Raw genomic sequence first — 16730 nt, forward strand, 5'->3', positions numbered from 1 at the left:
TGACGCGTTATCGTTAGGTGACTAACAGCCGGTAACGGCTACATGTCAGTCATGAATCTGGGCGATCAACCGGACATCGGGGTCCGGGGATTTCCGTCAGCGATTCCCGGCGCGCCGGAGGACCTCTTGGATCTGCTGCTACTGACCGTCGACCCGCATCCCGAGTCCATATTGCCGTCGCTGGCGCTGCTGGCGCACACGGTGCGCACCGCGCCGACAGAGGTGTCTTCGCTGTTGGAGGCGGGTAATGCGGACGTCGCGATCGTCGACGCGCGCACAGACCTGGCCGCCGCTCGCGGCCTGTGTCGGTTGCTGGGAACGACAGGAACCTCGATCCCGGTCGTCGCGGTGATCAACGAGGGCGGGCTGGTCGCGGTCAACCACGAGTGGGGTCTCGACGAAATCCTGCTGCCGGGCACCGGACCCGCCGAGATCGATGCGCGCCTGCGCCTGCTGGTCGGACGGCGCGGGGGTGCGGCCAATCAGGAGAATGTCGGCAAGATCACGCTGGGTGAACTGGTCATCGACGAAGGCACCTACACCGCGCGGCTGCGCGGTCGCCCGCTCGACCTCACCTACAAGGAATTCGAGCTGCTGAAGTACCTCGCGCAGCATGCCGGTCGGGTGTTCACCCGTGCCCAGCTGCTGCAGGAGGTGTGGGGATACGACTTTTTCGGCGGTACCCGCACCGTCGACGTGCACGTACGGCGGCTGCGCGCCAAGCTCGGCACCGAATACGAATCCTTGATCGGCACCGTCCGCAACGTCGGATACAAGGCGGTGCGGCCGTCCAGGGGACGGACACCGGTGCCCGAGGTGCCCGACGATGATCTCGACGAGGACGGGGAGGACGCGGGATTGGGACCCGTACGTAACGATGTCGACGGACCGTTGGCCGGCCGGTTGCCCAGTTCATGACCGCGATCGACTGGCGCACCGAGCTGTCGGGCGCCGATCAGCAGCAGATCCGCGACCTGATTGCGGCGGGGACTGCCGAGGACGGGGTGGCGCCGGTCGGTGATCAGGTGCTGCGCGAGCTCGCACACGATCGCACCGGACACCTGGTGGCCACCGACGGACAGGACCTGGTCGGCTACCTGAACCTGACCCCTGCGGGCGATGACGAGCCGGCGATGGCCGAACTCGTGGTGCACCCGCACGCCAGGCGTCGCGGGATCGGCTCCGACATGGCACGCACCGCGCTGACCGAGGGCGGCGCGGCCGCCCGGATCTGGGCGCACGGCAATCTGGAACCGGCGCGGGCGATGGCCGCGTCGTTGCGGCTCGTGGTGGTCCGGGAGCTGCTGCAGATGCGTCGCCCGCTGGCCGATCTCCCTGCGGTCAAAGACGTCGACGGCGCAACGATCCGTACCTACCGTGGACCCGGTGATGATGCGGAACTGCTCCGCGTCAACAACGCGGCGTTCTCCTGGCACCCCGAGCAGGGCGGCTGGACCGAACGCGAGATCGCCGAACGCCGGGCCGAGGCATGGTTCGATCCGGAAGGCCTCTTTCTGGCGTTCGACGATCAGACCGGTGCGCTGCTGGGCTTTCACTGGACCAAGGTCCATGCCGCCGATCTCGGCGAGGTCTATGTGGTGGGGGTCGATCCGGCCGCCCAGGGCCGCGGGCTGGGATCGGTTCTGACGCTGGCCGGCCTTCACCACCTTGCGAAGAAGCTTTCAGCGCATTCACAGTCTGAAGTCATGCTTTATGTCGAAGCAGATAACTCAGCTGCGGTGAACACTTACCGAAAGTTGGGTTTCGAGGTGGTCAGCGTGGACGCGGCCTATGCCGCGCCACAGCCCAGCTAGCTGTGAACACGCTGAACCTGTTCACCGCGCGTTAACTCGGTATCCGCGATCTGTCCACCGCGGCCGCATACGTTGCCGGAGAGTCTGAAAGCCGTCAACGGAAAGTGGGACTAGTGAAGCTCAACAGCATTGGCAAGAGTGTCGGCAAACCGTTCGGTATCGCGGTGTCTGCCACGGCGATCGCGGCACTCGCGCTGACTGCGTGCGGCAGCGACAACAACACGGGCGCCACGTCCAGCTCTGCTACCTCCGGTAGCGCCTCGGCCTCGGCGGAGTGCGCTGGCAAGAATTCCGTCACCGCCGAAGGCTCGACGGCACAGCAGAACGCGATCGCGGAGTTCAACAAGGAGTGGGGCACGCTGTGCGCGGGTAAGAACCTGTCGTACAACCCAACCGGCTCCGGCGCGGGTCGTGAGCAGTTCATCGCCAAGCAGGTCGACTTCGCAGGGTCTGATTCAGCGCTGTCCGGTGACCAGATCAAGGCAGCGGCGGACCGCTGCGGCGGCAACCCGGCGTGGAACCTGCCGCTGGTGTTCGGCCCGGTCGCGCTGGCCTACAACATCGAGGGCGTCGACAAGCTCGTGATCAACGCCGACCTGCTGGCCAAGATCTTCCAGGGCCAGATCACCAAGTGGAACGACCCGGCCATCGCGGCGCTCAACGAGGGCACCACCCTGCCCGACGTGGACATCAAGCCGATCTACCGCTCGGATTCCTCGGGTACCACCGACAACTTCCAGAAGTACCTGACGGCGGCCGCCCCGCAGACATGGACCAAGGGCGACGGCAGCGAGTTCAACGGTGGCGCCGGTGAGGGCGCCCAGAAATCCTCCGGTGTGGTCCAGGCCGTGCAGGCCACCCCCGGCTCGATCGGTTACGTGGAGAAGGGCTTCGCCCAGCAGGCCAACCTGCCGTTCGCCCAGATCGACAGTGGCGCCGGCGCGGTCGAGCTCACCGACGAGACGGCCAAGAAGGCCATCGACGCCGCGACGTTCGCCGCGGAGGGCAACGACCTGGCCCTCGACCTGAATTCGCTGTACGGCACCAAGGAGCCCGGCGCCTACCCGCTGGTGCTGGCGACGTACGAGATCGTCTGCTCCAAGGGTTATGACGCGGAGACCGCGGCCGCGGTGAAATCAATCTTGACGGTGGCGGCCAACGAAGGCCAGGCCAACCTGTCGGCTGCCGGGTACGTGCCGCTGCCCGACGCTTTCAAGGAGCGTTTGCTCACATCGATCAATGCAATCAGCTAGTCGGCTGGCGCACTAGAACGATTCTGGTGAGGATGGATTTCGGACCATATGACCGACCGGGTCCCCGACGGGATAACAGTGACCACACCTAATCCAGCCGATTCGGGGTCGGGTGAAGCCCTCGCTTCACCCTTCCCCGAGCCGGAACCCATCTCCACCAACCCTTCAAAGGGGGCGAAGGTACGCCTGGGAGACCGGATCTTCCAGGCACTCGCCGAGAGTGCGGGCATCCTGATCGTCGCGCTCATCGCGGCGATCGCGGTGTTTTTGCTCTGGCGCGCGATCCCCGCACTGACCCGCAACGAGGAGAACTTCTTCCTCTACGGCGGCAACTGGATCACCACCGACACCTCGGCGATGCACTTCGGCATCCTCGACCTGCTGCAGGTGACGGTGTTCGTGTCGGTGTTCGCGCTGCTCTTGGCCATGCCGGTCGCGCTCGGGATCGCGATCTTCCTGACGCAGTACTCCCCACGCCGACTGGCGGGACCGCTGGCCTACATGGTCGACCTGCTGGCCGCGGTGCCCTCGATCGTCTACGGCGTCTGGGGCCTGTACGTGCTGGCGCCCGTCCTCAAGCCGTTCGCGTTGTGGCTCAACGAGAATCTGTCGTGGCTGTTCCTGTTCAAGACGGGCACCGCCTCGGTGGCCGGTGGCGGCACGATCTTCACCGCAGGCATCGTGCTGGCGGTGATGATCCTGCCGATCATCACCGCGGTCACCCGCGAGGTCTTCGTGCAGACCCCGCGCGGTCAGATCGAGGCGGCACTGGCGCTCGGCGCGACGCGCTGGGAGGTGGTGCGAACCACGGTGCTGCCGTTCGGCATGTCGGGCTACATCAGTGGCGCCATGCTCGGTCTGGGCCGGGCGCTCGGTGAGACGATTGCCCTGCTGATCATCCTGCGGGGTACGCAGACCGCGTTCGGGTGGTCGCTGTTCGACGGTGGGTACACGTTCGCAAGCAAGATCGCCGCGACCGCAAGCGAATTCAACGATCAGTACAAGGCGGGCGCGTACATCGCTGCGGGCCTGGTGTTGTTCATCCTCACCTTTGTGGTGAACTCGCTGGCTCGCGCTGCCGTGGGCGGGAAGGGACGCTGATGAGCGCTCGCGCGAAGAGGAGACGGTACTGATGACGACCACCCTGGAAAAGCCGGTCAAGGTTCCCACTTTCAGGGGTGTGGGCCTGCGCCGGACCGTGACGAACAACATTGCGACGGTCCTGGTCAGCGGTTCTGTCCTGGTTGCGCTGGTGCCACTGCTGTGGGTGCTGTACTCGGTGATCACCAAGGGCATCAAGGCTTTGACGTCGCCGTTGTGGTTCACCAATTCGCAGTCCGGTATGACTGCGTTCGCCGCAGGCGGCGGTGTCTATCACGCCATCGTCGGCACCCTGCTCCAAGGCCTCGTGTGTTCGCTGATCTCGATTCCGATCGGCGTGATGGTGGGCGTGTACCTCGTCGAATACGGCGGCGGCACCCGCTTGGGCAAGCTCACCACGTTCATGGTCGACATTCTGACCGGCGTGCCCTCGATCGTCGCGGCGCTGTTCATCTACGCATTGTGGGTGGCCACGCTCGGATTCGAGCGGTCCGGTTTCGCGGTGTCACTGTCGTTGGTGCTGTTGATGATTCCGGTGATCGTGCGTTCCACCGAGGAGATGCTGCGCATCGTGCCGATGGACCTGCGCGAGGCGAGCTATGCCCTCGGGGTACCGAAGTGGAAGACGATCATGCGCATCGTCATCCCCACGGCGTTGTCGGGCATCGTCACGGGCGTCATGCTGGCACTGGCCCGGGTGATGGGCGAGACCGCACCGCTGCTGGTCCTGGTCGGATACGCCCAGGCGATGAACTTCGACATGTTCGGCGGCTTCATGGGATCGCTGCCGGGCATGATGTACGACCAGATCTCTGCGGGGGCGGGGGCGAACCCGGTGCCCACCGATCGGCTCTGGGGTGCGGCGTTGACGCTGATCCTGCTGATCGCCGTGCTCAACGTCGGGGCGCGAGTGCTCGCGAAATTCTTTTCCCCCAAGAAGGTTTAGGAGTTATCCATGGCTAAGCGGCTGGATCTCAAAGACGTCAACATCTACTACGGGGCGTTCCACGCGGTAGCCGACGTGGCACTGGCGGTGCCGCCGCGCGGCGTGACCGCCTTCATCGGCCCGTCGGGCTGCGGCAAGTCGACCGTGCTGCGCACCCTCAACCGCATGCATGAGGTCATTCCCGGTGCCCGGGTGGAGGGCTCGGTGCTGCTCGACGGCGAGGACATCTACGGTGCCGGCGTCGACCCGGTCGGTGTGCGCAAGACCATCGGGATGGTGTTCCAGCGCCCGAACCCGTTTCCCACCATGTCGATTCGTGACAACGTGGTGGCGGGGCTGAAGCTGCAGGGCGTCCGAAACCGCAAAGCCCTCGACGAGGTGGCCGAACGCTCGCTCAAGGGTGCCAATTTGTGGAACGAGGTCAAGGACCGGCTCGACAAGCCCGGCGGCGGACTCTCGGGCGGTCAGCAGCAGCGGTTGTGCATTGCCCGGGCCATCGCGGTGCAACCGGATGTGCTGCTGATGGATGAGCCATGTTCGGCGCTGGATCCGATCTCCACGTTGGCGATCGAAGATCTGATCTCCACGCTCAAGCAGGATTTCACCATCGTGATCGTCACCCACAACATGCAGCAGGCCGCCCGGGTGAGCGATCAGACGGCGTTCTTCAATCTGGAGGCGACCGGTAAGCCGGGTCGTCTGATCGAGATCGACGACACCGAGAAGATCTTCTCCAACCCCACGCAGAAGGCCACGGAAGACTACATTTCCGGCCGCTTCGGCTGAGCCCAAGCCGCCAGTCGGATCAGCTGCCACTCTGGCAGCAACTGCATTGTATGCTGGGTAAACCCGTCTCGCTGACGAGCGTTGCCTCTCGAATCACGTCGCGTAGCGGCTGGTGACTTGGGCACCGTCAAATCTGGTTATCGCCTGACCGCTCAGTGTGCTGGTATACCGGTTGCAGGTGTGATCGAGAGGGTGCGATGTGACTGTCCGGGATAAGGCAGCTGTTGATGATTCGGCAGATGTGATCACCGATGCGTTGGTGACCGCTTCACGCTTGTTGGTGGCGATTTCTGCCCGCTCGATCGCCGAGGTAGATGAATCGATAACCATTCCGCAGTTCCGGGCCTTGGTGATCTTGTCCTCACGCGGACCGTCTAATCTGGCGGCTTTGGCGGCCTTGCTAGATGTGCAGCCCTCGACTATAGGGCGGATGGTTGAGCGGCTGGTCGTCTCGGGGTTGATTGACCGTCGACCGCATCCGAGCTCCCGCCGGGAGTTGATGGTGGAGTTGACTCCTCGAGGTTGTGAGGTTGTGGATACGGTGACGGCACGGCGCCGCACCGAGATCGCGCGGGTGGTACAAAGCATGCCCGCGCGTGAACGCCGTGGCCTGGTCAGCGCGCTGACCGCGTTCACTATGGCCGGCGGTGAGCCATCCGCCCACATTGGCATGTGATCTATTTCGGGTCAAGACGATCCGGAGAGTATGTGGGTCGCTTCATGATTCATTCGATGGTACGGGAGAGTGCGGCTTCGTATGCCTGTTGGCGGTCGGGGGGCACCGTGGGCGCGAATTCCATGACGACGTTGACGATCTGGAAGCGGCGGTGTGTCGAACCGGCGAAGAGTTCGGCGGCACCGGCGGTGGGGAACGTCATGACGGAAACTGTGTCGGATTCGATTCTGTCGTGGCACCCGATCATCGGACAATCGCGATCGGTCACATCGTGCAGGTGTGGTAGCGGCAGTCCGGCTGCGGCGATGGATTCGGTGAGATCGTCTGCATCGTAAGGGTTTATCGACACACCTATGTACGGCTGGGATGCAGTGGCGGTCGGCGGATTATTGGGTCCATGACAACTGGTTGCGGCCAGCGCCCCGATCACCGCAATTGCGGATGCGCGGGCGAATCGACGTCGCAAGCACTCGGCGGCAGGACTCGCAGAAGCTGGATGCGATTCGGTCATCGGTTGATGGCCGCCACTTGAGCCGCGATCGCGAATGCTTGATAGACCGACTGTGGGTCTTCCCATGTGAGGCTGTCCTGGCCGCTCAATATCGTGCGCAACCGGTGTTGTAGCGATTCGGCCGGATTGTCGTGGTGCAGATGATCGCCGACGATCACGGCGGCGAAGTGGTGGGCGTCGGACTGGGTGAGCTTCGCGAACGTCGAGTGTTTGTCCAACGCGATCGCAAAGTCCCGGAGGGGCGGTGTGAGGCCGTTTCGTCCTGCCACACGCAGCATCCACTCGATCGCCGACATCCGATACCGGTGTCCGGAGCTGCGACGAGGAAAGGTCACTGCGGCGGCTCACCTCCGTCTGCAGCTCAAAAGTGACCCTCTGCATCACGCTTACGGTGGGGTCGCTCGGCTGCCTCGTGCTGGGAGATCCCGACTGCTGCACATACAACGCTGCCGCAGCGGTCTCCGTAAAATCATAGCAGTATGCAACAGTAGTAGCATCGATCTATCTAAGGTGGCAACGGGATTCAGGGCTAACGGAACGTACGGGGCTCGGCAGCCACGCGCGTCAGGACGGTTCGGTGGCTGATCCAGCCGATCAGGGTGGATCCATCGGCGGAAATGACCGGCAAACCTGTGACTCCGTGGCGGGCCAGAGTCTCCGTGATCTCGCCCGCCGTGGCCTCGCCGCTGATCGTGGCGGGGTGGAACAGGAGGTCCGCAATCGTTGTTGGGGCGTTCGTGCTCGCTCGGGCTTCGAAGAGGTCCCGGGCCCGCACGCAACCGCGATAGCTTCCGTCCGCGCCGATCACGGGCAGCATTTCACCTGTCACAGCGGTGGCAGCGTCGACCGAGCTGCTGATGGATGCATTCTCGCACAATGGTTCTGGTGCAGCTTCCGCGATAGTATCGGCGGTGAACGGCGTTGGGTCCGGCGAGTCCAGGTCTACACCGCGGCGCCACAGTTTCGCGGTGTAGATCGTGTCTTTGGAGAGCAGTCGGCCGACACCCGTGGCGATGGCGACTGCTTCCATCAGAGGCAGAATGATCGAGTACTGGCCGGTGAGCTCGAACAAAATGATCACTGCCGTGATTGGCGCGCGGGTGGCTCCACCGAGTGCGGCTCCCATCCCGATCAACCCATACGCACCGGCGTCTTCGGTGATGCCGGGCATCATGGCGTGGACGACCGTGCCGAACGCCGTTCCGGCCATGGCGCCGATAAACAGGGTCGGCGCGAACACGCCGCCGGATCCACCCACGCCGATGGTCAGGCTGGTCGCAATCATCTTGCCTACCAGCAGGAGTAACAGCATGCCGATCACATAGTTGCCGTGAACGGCATTCTGGAGTACCGGATAGCCGACGCCATACATTTGCGGTAGTGCGATGAGCAGCCCGCCGAGAAGCAGGCCCCCCACCGCGGGCCGAGCCCATTCCGGGCCGCGCCACGCCCAATCGCAAGCATCCTCAACCCGGTAGAGCAGTTTAGAAAATGCAACGCCGATAACGCCGACAGCGATTCCGAGCGCGATGTAGAGCAGATATTCGACCGGGCTCCGAACCCCGAACGCAGGCAGGGCAAGAAATGGTTCGTCACCGAGCAACGCGCGGCCGACCACTGCAGCGGTAACGCTGGACAGCACCACAGCGCCAAACGATTCTGCCGCAAAATCGCGCAGGATCAGCTCCATTGCAAAGAACGGCCCGGCCAAGGGAGTGTTGAAGGTGGCGGAAATCCCGCCCGCCGCACCGCACGCCACCAACAGCCTGACTCGCGGGACACCCAGACGCAGCATCTGTGCGATCGTCGACCCGGCTGCCGATCCGATCTGCACGATCGGCCCCTCCCGGCCGACCGACCCGCCACCACCGATACACAGGGCTGAAGCCAATGCCTTGACCAGTGTTACCCGCGGGGCGATCTGACCTTCGCGGTGGCTCACCGCGTACATGACCTCCGGAACCCCATGGCCCCGGGCTTCCGGGGCGAACCGGTACACGATCGGCCCGTAGACGAGGCCCGCTGCAACTGGCGCCAGCAGCAGAAACCAAAACCCCAGCCATGGCCAGTGCGCACTGGCGACGCGGCCCAAACCGGAGTAGTCGGCGTAGCCGGTGAACACCCACGTGAATGCGGTGATCAACCACCGAAATCCGACGGCCCCCAATCCGGTCACTGCTCCGACCGTCACTGCTAACGGAACTAACGCTGACGAGCCCTCGCGTAGCCAGCTCCCGATCGACCGCGGTTGCGGCCGGGCCCAGGCGCTGACCGCGCCAACGGAATATCGCAACACCTTTGCATTATGCAATTGTTGCAGTGGCGGGGAATATGCGGGTCGGTGAGACCTCAGCGCCTTGCTATTGAGTCAGGGCGTCAACACCACGCGGGTGCCCGATGGCTCGGGAGCCGTCCACACCTGCTCGACGTCCGACAGGGGCCGTGCCTGGGTGCGCAGTTCGAGCTCACCCGCGGCGAGCATGGCGAACAGTTTGGGCAGCGCTTCGGTGCGGGCCTGTGCGAGCACGTCCATCGGCACGCTGCCGAGGCCGACCCCGCACAGGGTGATGCCCGCACTGCGCAGCACGCCCGCGTCCAGGTTCAGCGTCGGCCCGGCCATCGAGCCGATCTGGACGAACCGCGTCTGGTGGTAGTGCGCGGCGGGATGGCTCGACGACAACGCGGTCAGCACCGCGGTGGCGGGTTCGCCCCACAGGTAGTCGAGCACGGCGTCGAACGGGCGGTCTGAATGCAGTTCCGCCACACGGGCGTTCAGGTCTTCGGCACCGAGCGTGATCGCGTCGTCCGCTCCCGCCGAACGCAGCCATTCCAGCCGGCCGGTGTCACGCCCGGCCACCACCACGTTTCCGGCTCCGAACACCGTCTTCGCGAGCTGCACGGCCGTCGAGCCGGTCACGCCGGTGGCTCCCAGGACCAGTACGTGGTCACCGGGCTGCACTGCGGCAGCGTGCGACAGCGCCATCCATGCCGACATCCCCGGGTTCGGGATGGCTGCCGCGGTCACCGAATCGACGTGCTCGGGGATCTCGACGGCGCCGTGCGGGCTGACCAGCGTGCGCTCCGCCATCATCCCGTGCGCGGAGAGTGCGCCGGCATAGACGCGACGGCCGTCGGCGAGGCGGGCCACGCCGTCCACGCCGGGGATGGCAGGGAGCTGAATTTCTTTGCTGGCGTAGTGTTTTCCCGTTACGAGACCACGGGTGAGGTTGGTCAGCGCGGCGGCCTCGACGACTGCCACCTCGGCGCCGTCGCGTGGCTGCGGGTCTGGCACATCGGTGTAGGTGGGCGTGCGGCCCCATTCGGTGACGACGGCGGCTTTCATACCGGCTCCTCAATCGGATTATAGTTTCCGTGGAAACCATATACCCGGGTGCGTCCGGATGGCAATATGGTTTCCGTGAAAACCAAGATGGCCCTGGTCGGGGACATCACCGAGTTGATCGGCGTGGTCGGGGACAAGTTCGACGACGACGAGGACGGCGACGCCGAACGCGACTTTCTGCTGCAGAGGTGTCCGGACCGGCTGGCAGCCGACGTGCGTTCACTGCCGACGCTGTCGATGCACCTGCTGGCGGCCATCGCCGACGGCCCGGTCAGCGTGGTCGGCCTGGCCGCCAGATCCGGTCAACTCAAAGGCACGGTGTCCAAACATGTCCAGCGCCTCGTCGAGGCCGGGCTGGTGACCCGGACGCCGAGGCCGCAGAACCGCAAAGAGATCGAGCTGACGCTCAGCGCGGACGGAGAACTCGTCGTCGAGCTGCACCAGCAGCTGCACGACGAGATGAACCTCGGATTCCGCGACTTCCTGATGCGCTACAGCACTGCCGAACTGCACGTGCTGAGCAAGGTGCTGCGCGACCTTGCGGCCGCGCGGAAGGTCGGAGTCCGTCTGGTCGCGGCGGACTGAACCCGGTTACTGCTGGGGCGGGACGGTCTCGCCGTCCGGGTAGGCACCGGTGACCTGGAAGATCACCCGGCGGGCCACCTCGACGGCGTGGTCGGCGAAGCGCTCGTAGAACCGGCTCAGCAGGGTCACGTCGACCGCGGCCGTCACGCCGTGCTTCCACTCTTTGTCCATCAGCACGGTGAACAGGTGACGGTGCAGATCGTCCATCGCATCGTCCTCTTCGCGGATTCTGGCCGCCTTTTCCGGGTCCCGCGTCTCCAGCACCTCACGCGCGGCATGGCCCAATTCCACTGCCACCCGGCCCATTTCGGCGAAATAGCCGTTGACCTCTTCGGGCAGGGCGTGCTGCGGGTGGCGACGACGGGCGATCTTGGCCACGTGCAGTGCCAACGCGCCCATCCGGTCGACGTCGGCCACGATCTGGATGGCCCCGACCACCGAGCGCAGATCGCCTGCGACCGGCGCCTGCAGTGCCAGCAGCACGAAGGCGGATTCCTCGGCCTTGGCGCTCAGCACGCTGATCTGGTCGTGGTCGGTGATCACCTGTTCGGCCAGTACCAGATCGGCCTGCAGCAGCGCCTGGGTGGCACGCTCCATCGCGGTTCCCGCCAGGTCGCACATCGCTCCGAGCTGATCCGTGAGGGAATCGAGTTGTTCGTGGTACTGGATACGCATGCACCAACATTAGGCGGTCAGCGGCCCGATAGTCACGATGCCGACGGTGAACGAACGGTGAATGCCATGGACAGGATTCCGCAGCTAACTGCCGGTCGGCCTATTCGCAGGTGGTGTCGGCCGCGTTGGTGACGTTGAGGTCCTCGGGCAGGTGGGTGGGCGGGGCTGCGGTGCCGTGCATGACCTGCACCTGGACGGCCGAGCCGCTGGGGCTGGGCGCGTTCACCGAATAGAAGTCCGAGCCCAGCACGACCTGCACGGTATCGCCCATCCCGGTCACCCGTTCGATGGTCGGGTTGGCGAACGACGAGGCCACCGTGGCGGCCGCCTCCTCGTTGCCGGGGGAGAAGAACACCGTGGTGGAGGGCAGGGCGCCCGGGTAATCGTCGGGTGTGGTGACGTGGAATCCGTGCTGCTCCAGTGCGGTGGCCGCGGTGGCGGCGAGCCCGTCCTCGCCCGTCGAGTTCGACACCTGGACGGTGACGCCTTGCGGGTCGGTGGTGACGGCGCTGACCAGTTCGGCGGGCTCCGGTGCGGTGGGAGCGGGGGCCTCGGTCGTCGTCCCGGGCGTTCCGCTCGGGTCGGCGGTCGCCGTCGATGATTCCGGGGTGCCCGGGACCGGGGTGTTGTCGGGGTTCTTCTCACCGGGCAGCGGGTCGTCGTTGATGATCGCGTCGAACAGGCCGCGCAAGTCTTCGGTCCGGGGCTGCTCGTTGCCGTACTCGTCGGCGTAGCCGGTCGTGGGCACCGTGACGAATGAGATGCGGCCGGCGTTGACGCCCTGGACGGACTGGCCCAGGTCGACGAGGTCCTTGGTCCTGATGTTGTCGACGAAACTGTCGTCGATGAACATGTTGACCACGTTGTTGAGCTTGTTCAGCGAGAAGAACGTGTCCTTGGAGATCAACGAACGCAGCAGCGACGACAGGAACAACTGCTGGCGTTTGATGCGGCCGTAGTCGCCGTTGTACTCGGTGGTGACCTGGCGGGCGCGCACGTAGTTCAGCGCCGTGTGGCCGTCGACCATCTGCCGGCCGGCATTGGGCAGCACGGTGCCCAGCTCGTAGTCCTCCAGTGGGGTGGTGCTGCACACCTCGACGCCACCGAGGGCGTCGACCATCTTCGCGAAGCCCGCGAAGTCGACGGCCATGAACCGGTTGATCGACAACCCGGACAGTTTCTGGATGACCTTGACCAGGCACTTGGGGCCGCCGAAGGCGAATGCGGAATTCAGCTTGGTCTCGGTGTAGACCTCATCGGGGCCGTAGGTCCCCGATTCCTCGTCATAAAGCGGGCCGTACGTGGCCGTTTCGGGGTTCCACGGTTCGCATTCGGTCGGGGTGATCGCCAGATCCCGGGGGAACGACACCGCGACGACACGTTCCCGGTTTGCCGGGATGTTCACCAGCATGATCGTGTCGGACCGGGCTCCGCCGGCATCCTCGGTGTCACCGGCGCCCATCACCGCGTTTTCGCCGAAGCGGCTGTCCACGCCGACGATGAGGAAGTTCTCGTCGCCGAACTGGGCGTTGGGGTCGAGGATGTCGCGGGAATTGGGGTCGAGGGCCGCGACCTTGTTGAGGTTGTTGTTCTTCGAGGTCTGCCACTGCCATGCGCTGCCGGTCAGCACCAGGGTGAGCACTGCGATGAGCGCCGCGATGGCACGGCCGGCCAGCATCGCGCTGCGGCGCCGCGGCGCCGGTTCCTCATCGTCACCGAGGGGCGCGTGAGTGATCGCGTGGGCCGGCGGTACCCGGCCGGGGCGCCACGAATGCTGCCGGTCGTCATCGTCGTCGTAGGTGTCGTCGTAAGCCTCGGGATCGGCGTACGCGGCCGGGACCTCCGGCGGTACAGCCGGGATGATCTCGGTGTCCAGCGCGTCGGGGTCCGGCGGCACCGGGGCTGGCGGCACCGGTTCGATGATCTCGGTGGGCTCGGGAACCGGTTCGCGCGGCGGCGGTGGCTCGCGGTGTGGCGGCGGTTCGGACTGGGGCTCAGGCTCAGGCTCCGCGCGGTGCCTGCTGCCGGGTGCTTCGGTGGCGTCCGGGCTGGCGTGGCGGCTGCGCCTCCTGCCGGGACGGTGGCTGTTGCCCGCCAGCTTCGCGATGAGGTCGGCCACGGTGACGCCGTCGGCGTGGCTTCCGGTCGGCTCATCTGGCGGCGGGTCGGCAGGCTTCGGATCATCCCGGCGCTCCCACGGCGCGGCGCCTGGCAAAGGCTGCGGGGATCGGGTAATCCATGGGTTGTCGCGGCCGGTGTCGTGACCATTGAGCTGACCCTCATCAGGGTCGCGACGGCGTCGACGGCCGGGAGTGGCGTTATCGCCGTCACTCATGTCCTACCGGCCTCCGACTTCTGAAGAGCATGTGCGCGTCGGTGCGCATCGAAACTTTCTACTGCTTCTCTAGCAGCAGTAGGCGGCAGTCCGCTACCCGGAGCCGCCCGCGCAAGATCCCCATCGTACTGAGACACCCTGGGACACATCTAGTCGTGCAGATGACAGGAGCGTCTCGATCACGATTCGAGTCAGCCTCCGGAGTGCATGACGTCTGCTCCGGCGGGTACGGCGCAGTCGTCGGGATCAGCGAGCCAGTTTTCGGGCAGTGACACCGATGCGGCTGATCCCTGGCGCCCGCGCGGACCGGTCGCCGCCGGTGGGAACGGGGCATCGCGGTCGAGCTGGTCGAGCAGCTCATCGAGCTCGCGTAGCGTTTTGACCAGGGCCAATGAGCGGCGCAGGTCAGCACCCGCGGGGAAGCCGTGCAGATACCAGGCGACGTGCTTGCGGATGTCGCGCATGCCCTTGTCCTCGCCGAAGTGCGCACTGAGCAGTTCGCCGTGGCGGCGCACGATGTCGGCCACCTCGCCCAGCGTCGGTGGGGTCGCAGCCCGGCGTCCGGCGAATGCCGCGGACAGCTCGGCGAACAGCCAGGGCCGGCCCAGACAGCCGCGACCGATCACCACCCCGTCGCATCCGGTGGCGGCCATCATGGCCAGCGCGTCGTCGGCTTCGAAGATGTCGCCGTTGCCGAGCACCGGGATTCCGGTGACGTGAGCCTTCAGCGCGGCGATCTGGTCCCAGTCGGCAGTGCCCGAATAGCGCTGCGACGCCGTACGGGCGTGCAGTGCGACGGCGGCCGCGCCCTCCTCGGCGGCGATCCGGCCGGCATCGAGGTGGGTGTGGTGGGTGTCGTCGATGCCGACGCGGAACTTCACCGTCACCGGAATGTCGGTGCCTTCGGTGGCGCGCACCGCCGCGGCGACGATTTTTCCGAACAGGCGCCGTTTGTAGGGCAGCGCGGCGCCGCCGCCACGCTTGGTGACCTTGGGCACCGGGCAGCCGAAGTTCATGTCGATGTGGTCGGCCATGCCCTCGTCGGCGATCATCTTGGCCGCCTGGTAGGTGGTGTCCGGGTCGACGGTGTAGAGCTGCAGCGACCGCGGCGACTCTTCGGGCGCGAACGTCGTCATGTGCATGGTCACCGGGTGCCGCTCGACCAGGGCCCGCGCGGTGACCATCTCGCACACGTACAGGCCGCTGACCGTGCCTGCCCGGGCCACCTCGAGCTCACGGCACAGGGTGCGGAACGCGACGTTGGTGACGCCGGCCATCGGGGCCAGTACCACCGGGCTGGACAGCGCGAACGGCCCGATCCGCAGTTGGGACCGGGCCGGCGCTGCCGTTTCGATGGGCGGGGCGGTCAGACTCATGCAGTCGAGCTGGACGACACCAACAGGTTCTTCATGGCCTTCTTCTCGGCCATCTTGCGTTCGCGCTCCTGGCGGCGTTCCTTGGCCACCTCGAACTTTTCGCAGGCGTCTTCGAGTTCTCCGACCAGACGGCCGAGGTCGTCGCGCAGCCGCGCACCTTCGCCGGTGAGATCCTCACGTTCGAAGATGCGCCACTTCTTCAGCACGGGCATCACCACGTCGTCCAGGTGGATCCGCGGGTCATAGACACCGCCGACGGCGATGATCACGGCTTTGCGGCGGAAGTCGGGAACCGTGTAGCCGGGCATCTTGAAGTTGTCGAGCACCCGGTGCAGCGAGGCCATCGCCTGGTTGGGGGCGATATCGAGCCCCGCGGCCGAGACATCCCGGTAGAAGATCATGTGCAGGTTCTCGTCGCCGGAGATCCGCTGCAGCAGCTGATCGGCGATCGGTTCGTCGCAGGCCTTACCGGTGTTGCGGTGCGATACGCGGGTGGCCAGTTCCTGGAAGGTCACGTAGATGACCGAGTCGAACAGGCTTTCCGCGAACAGGTCGCCCTGCTGGTTCTGACCGGGGGAGAAGCCACGGGTCACCTGCTCGACGCGCAGTTCCTCGAGTTGGACGGGGTCCACAGCGCGGGTCACGACGAGGTAGTCGCGCAGGGCGATACCGTGCCGGTTCTCTTCGGCGGTCCAGCGGTTGACCCACTGGCCCCATGCGCCGTCCATGCCCATGTTCATCGCGATCTCGCGGTGGTAGGACGGCAGGTTGTCCTCGGTGAGCAGGTTCTGCACCATCGCGGTCTGGGCGACCTCGGACAGCTTCGATTGTCCCGGCTCCCAATCCTGGCCGCCGAGCGCGTAATAGTTCTTGCCGTCAGACCAGGGGATGTAGTCGTGAGGATTCCAGTCCTTGCGCATCCGCATGTGACGGTTGATGGCCGTCTCGACGACGGGCTCCAGTTCTTGCAAGAGCTGTAGGTCGGTCAGGTCGTTCGACATGAGCGCTATTTCCTCCTCGCGTCCGGGAGACCGTCCCAGTTATCTGTACCTGATGGTTGCACTCAATATATCTGTGTAACTCGGTGACAACAAGTTCCACGTCGCGGTGTCGGGCGATGTCACACATAGTGAGCGCACCGGTGCTGAGCCGCGGCTACTCTCCTGTGAGAACGGTGCCAGCCAGCTGTACGGCCCCAGATATGTAGTAGTACCCACAAATCTCGCACACTCGGAGGTCGTCGACACGTGAACAAGCTTAAATGTCGCTAAACTACCCTCATGGCGAAACCAAAAACTCCTGGTCCGCGGGGTGGGGTGCGGTCGGCGG

General features: G+C 65.3%; 16 protein-coding genes. 8 read left to right on the forward strand and 8 right to left on the reverse strand.

The features are described from left to right. The first annotated feature begins 126 nt into the window (after nt 1-126). The 7 genes from M1247_RS31310 to M1247_RS31340 all read left to right on the forward strand — a co-directional run bounded on the left by M1247_RS31310 (nt 127) and on the right by M1247_RS31340 (nt 6576). Nucleotides 127-918 (forward strand): winged helix-turn-helix transcriptional regulator, encoded by a 792-nt coding sequence (locus M1247_RS31310; protein ID WP_317160339.1) that lies wholly within the window; start codon nt 127-129, stop codon nt 916-918. Next, complete coding sequence (gene mshD / locus M1247_RS31315) at nt 915-1814, forward strand: mycothiol synthase (RefSeq protein WP_317160312.1); 900 nt, start codon at nt 915-917, stop codon at nt 1812-1814. Before M1247_RS31310 ends, mshD begins: the two co-directional genes overlap by 4 nt. 113 nt (nt 1815-1927) lie before the next feature. Then, nucleotides 1928-3067: a phosphate ABC transporter substrate-binding protein PstS gene (pstS, locus tag M1247_RS31320; protein WP_317160313.1), complete on the forward strand. Its 1140-nt coding sequence runs from the start codon at nt 1928-1930 to the stop codon at nt 3065-3067. A gap of 48 nt (nt 3068-3115) precedes the next feature. After that, nucleotides 3116-4168, forward strand: coding sequence for a phosphate ABC transporter permease subunit PstC (gene pstC, locus M1247_RS31325; protein WP_317160314.1), 1053 nt, complete (start codon nt 3116-3118; stop codon nt 4166-4168). A gap of 31 nt (nt 4169-4199) precedes the next feature. Next, nucleotides 4200-5114, forward strand: a complete 915-nt coding sequence (pstA, locus tag M1247_RS31330) for a phosphate ABC transporter permease PstA (RefSeq protein ID WP_317160315.1) — start codon at nt 4200-4202, stop codon at nt 5112-5114. A 9-nt stretch (nt 5115-5123) separates the two neighbouring features. Further along, on the forward strand, nt 5124-5900 hold the full coding sequence (gene pstB / locus M1247_RS31335) for a phosphate ABC transporter ATP-binding protein PstB (protein WP_317160316.1): 777 nt from the start codon (nt 5124-5126) through the stop codon (nt 5898-5900). 199 nt (nt 5901-6099) lie between these two features. Further along, nucleotides 6100-6576, forward strand: a complete 477-nt coding sequence (locus M1247_RS31340; RefSeq protein WP_317160317.1) for a MarR family winged helix-turn-helix transcriptional regulator — start codon at nt 6100-6102, stop codon at nt 6574-6576. Between the two features lie 49 nt (nt 6577-6625). On the opposite strand, the gene M1247_RS31345 is transcribed toward M1247_RS31340, so the two are convergent. From M1247_RS31345 to M1247_RS31360, 4 genes are all read right to left on the reverse strand, one after another. Then, nucleotides 6626-6778, reverse strand: a complete 153-nt coding sequence (locus M1247_RS31345; protein WP_317160318.1) for a hypothetical protein — start codon at nt 6776-6778, stop codon at nt 6626-6628. 305 nt (nt 6779-7083) lie between these two features. Next, nucleotides 7084-7383 carry a hypothetical protein gene (locus tag M1247_RS31350; RefSeq protein ID WP_317160319.1) on the reverse strand — a complete coding sequence of 100 codons (300 nt, stop codon included), beginning with the start codon at nt 7381-7383 and terminating at the stop codon, nt 7084-7086. Nucleotides 7384-7616: 233 nt separating this feature from the next. Further along, nucleotides 7617-9209 carry a chloride channel protein gene (locus M1247_RS31355; protein ID WP_317160340.1) on the reverse strand — a complete coding sequence of 531 codons (1593 nt, stop codon included), beginning with the start codon at nt 9207-9209 and terminating at the stop codon, nt 7617-7619. Nucleotides 9210-9455: 246 nt separating this feature from the next. Beyond that, nucleotides 9456-10430 carry a quinone oxidoreductase family protein gene (locus M1247_RS31360; protein ID WP_317160320.1) on the reverse strand — a complete coding sequence of 325 codons (975 nt, stop codon included), beginning with the start codon at nt 10428-10430 and terminating at the stop codon, nt 9456-9458. 75 nt (nt 10431-10505) lie between these two features. Here M1247_RS31360 and M1247_RS31365 point away from each other — a divergent pair, with 75 nt between their 5' ends. Continuing rightward, a complete protein-coding gene (locus tag M1247_RS31365) occupies nt 10506-11015 on the forward strand; it encodes a MarR family transcriptional regulator (protein ID WP_317160321.1) in 510 nt (169 codons plus the stop codon). Between the two features lie 6 nt (nt 11016-11021). Here M1247_RS31365 and phoU read toward each other — a convergent pair whose 3' ends face one another. From phoU to M1247_RS31385, 4 genes are all read right to left on the reverse strand, one after another. Next, a complete protein-coding gene (gene phoU / locus M1247_RS31370; protein WP_317160322.1) occupies nt 11022-11690 on the reverse strand; it encodes a phosphate signaling complex protein PhoU in 669 nt (222 codons plus the stop codon). 100 nt (nt 11691-11790) lie between these two features. Then, nucleotides 11791-14025, reverse strand: a complete 2235-nt coding sequence (locus tag M1247_RS31375) for an LCP family protein (protein ID WP_317160323.1) — start codon at nt 14023-14025, stop codon at nt 11791-11793. 191 nt (nt 14026-14216) lie between these two features. Then, nucleotides 14217-15350: a tRNA dihydrouridine synthase DusB gene (gene dusB / locus M1247_RS31380; RefSeq protein ID WP_458695271.1), complete on the reverse strand. Its 1134-nt coding sequence runs from the start codon at nt 15348-15350 to the stop codon at nt 14217-14219. A 47-nt stretch (nt 15351-15397) separates the two neighbouring features. Next, nucleotides 15398-16402, reverse strand: coding sequence for an acyl-ACP desaturase (locus M1247_RS31385; protein WP_317160325.1), 1005 nt, complete (start codon nt 16400-16402; stop codon nt 15398-15400). Between the last annotated feature and the right edge of the window lie 328 nt (nt 16403-16730).

It is taken from the genome of Mycobacterium appelbergii (genome assembly GCF_032883035.1).
Lineage (GTDB): Bacteria > Actinomycetota > Actinomycetes > Mycobacteriales > Mycobacteriaceae > Mycobacterium > Mycobacterium appelbergii.

Bases quoted from the DNA above. Each gene is read 5' to 3' on its own strand.
- mshD (WP_317160312.1), top strand. From the start codon at position 915: ATGACCGCGATCGACTGGCGCACCGAGCTGTCGGGCGCCGATCAGCAG.
- pstC (WP_317160314.1), top strand. From the start codon at position 3,116: ATGACCGACCGGGTCCCCGACGGGATAACAGTGACCACACCTAATCCA.
- pstA (WP_317160315.1), top strand. From the start codon at position 4,200: ATGACGACCACCCTGGAAAAGCCGGTCAAGGTTCCCACTTTCAGGGGT.
- pstB (WP_317160316.1), top strand. From the start codon at position 5,124: ATGGCTAAGCGGCTGGATCTCAAAGACGTCAACATCTACTACGGGGCG.
- M1247_RS31345 (WP_317160318.1), bottom strand. From the start codon at position 6,778: ATGACGTTCCCCACCGCCGGTGCCGCCGAACTCTTCGCCGGTTCGACA.
- M1247_RS31350 (WP_317160319.1), bottom strand. From the start codon at position 7,383: ATGTCGGCGATCGAGTGGATGCTGCGTGTGGCAGGACGAAACGGCCTC.
- M1247_RS31360 (WP_317160320.1), bottom strand. From the start codon at position 10,430: ATGAAAGCCGCCGTCGTCACCGAATGGGGCCGCACGCCCACCTACACC.
- phoU (WP_317160322.1), bottom strand. From the start codon at position 11,690: ATGCGTATCCAGTACCACGAACAACTCGATTCCCTCACGGATCAGCTC.
- M1247_RS31375 (WP_317160323.1), bottom strand. From the start codon at position 14,025: ATGAGTGACGGCGATAACGCCACTCCCGGCCGTCGACGCCGTCGCGAC.
- M1247_RS31385 (WP_317160325.1), bottom strand. From the start codon at position 16,402: ATGTCGAACGACCTGACCGACCTACAGCTCTTGCAAGAACTGGAGCCC.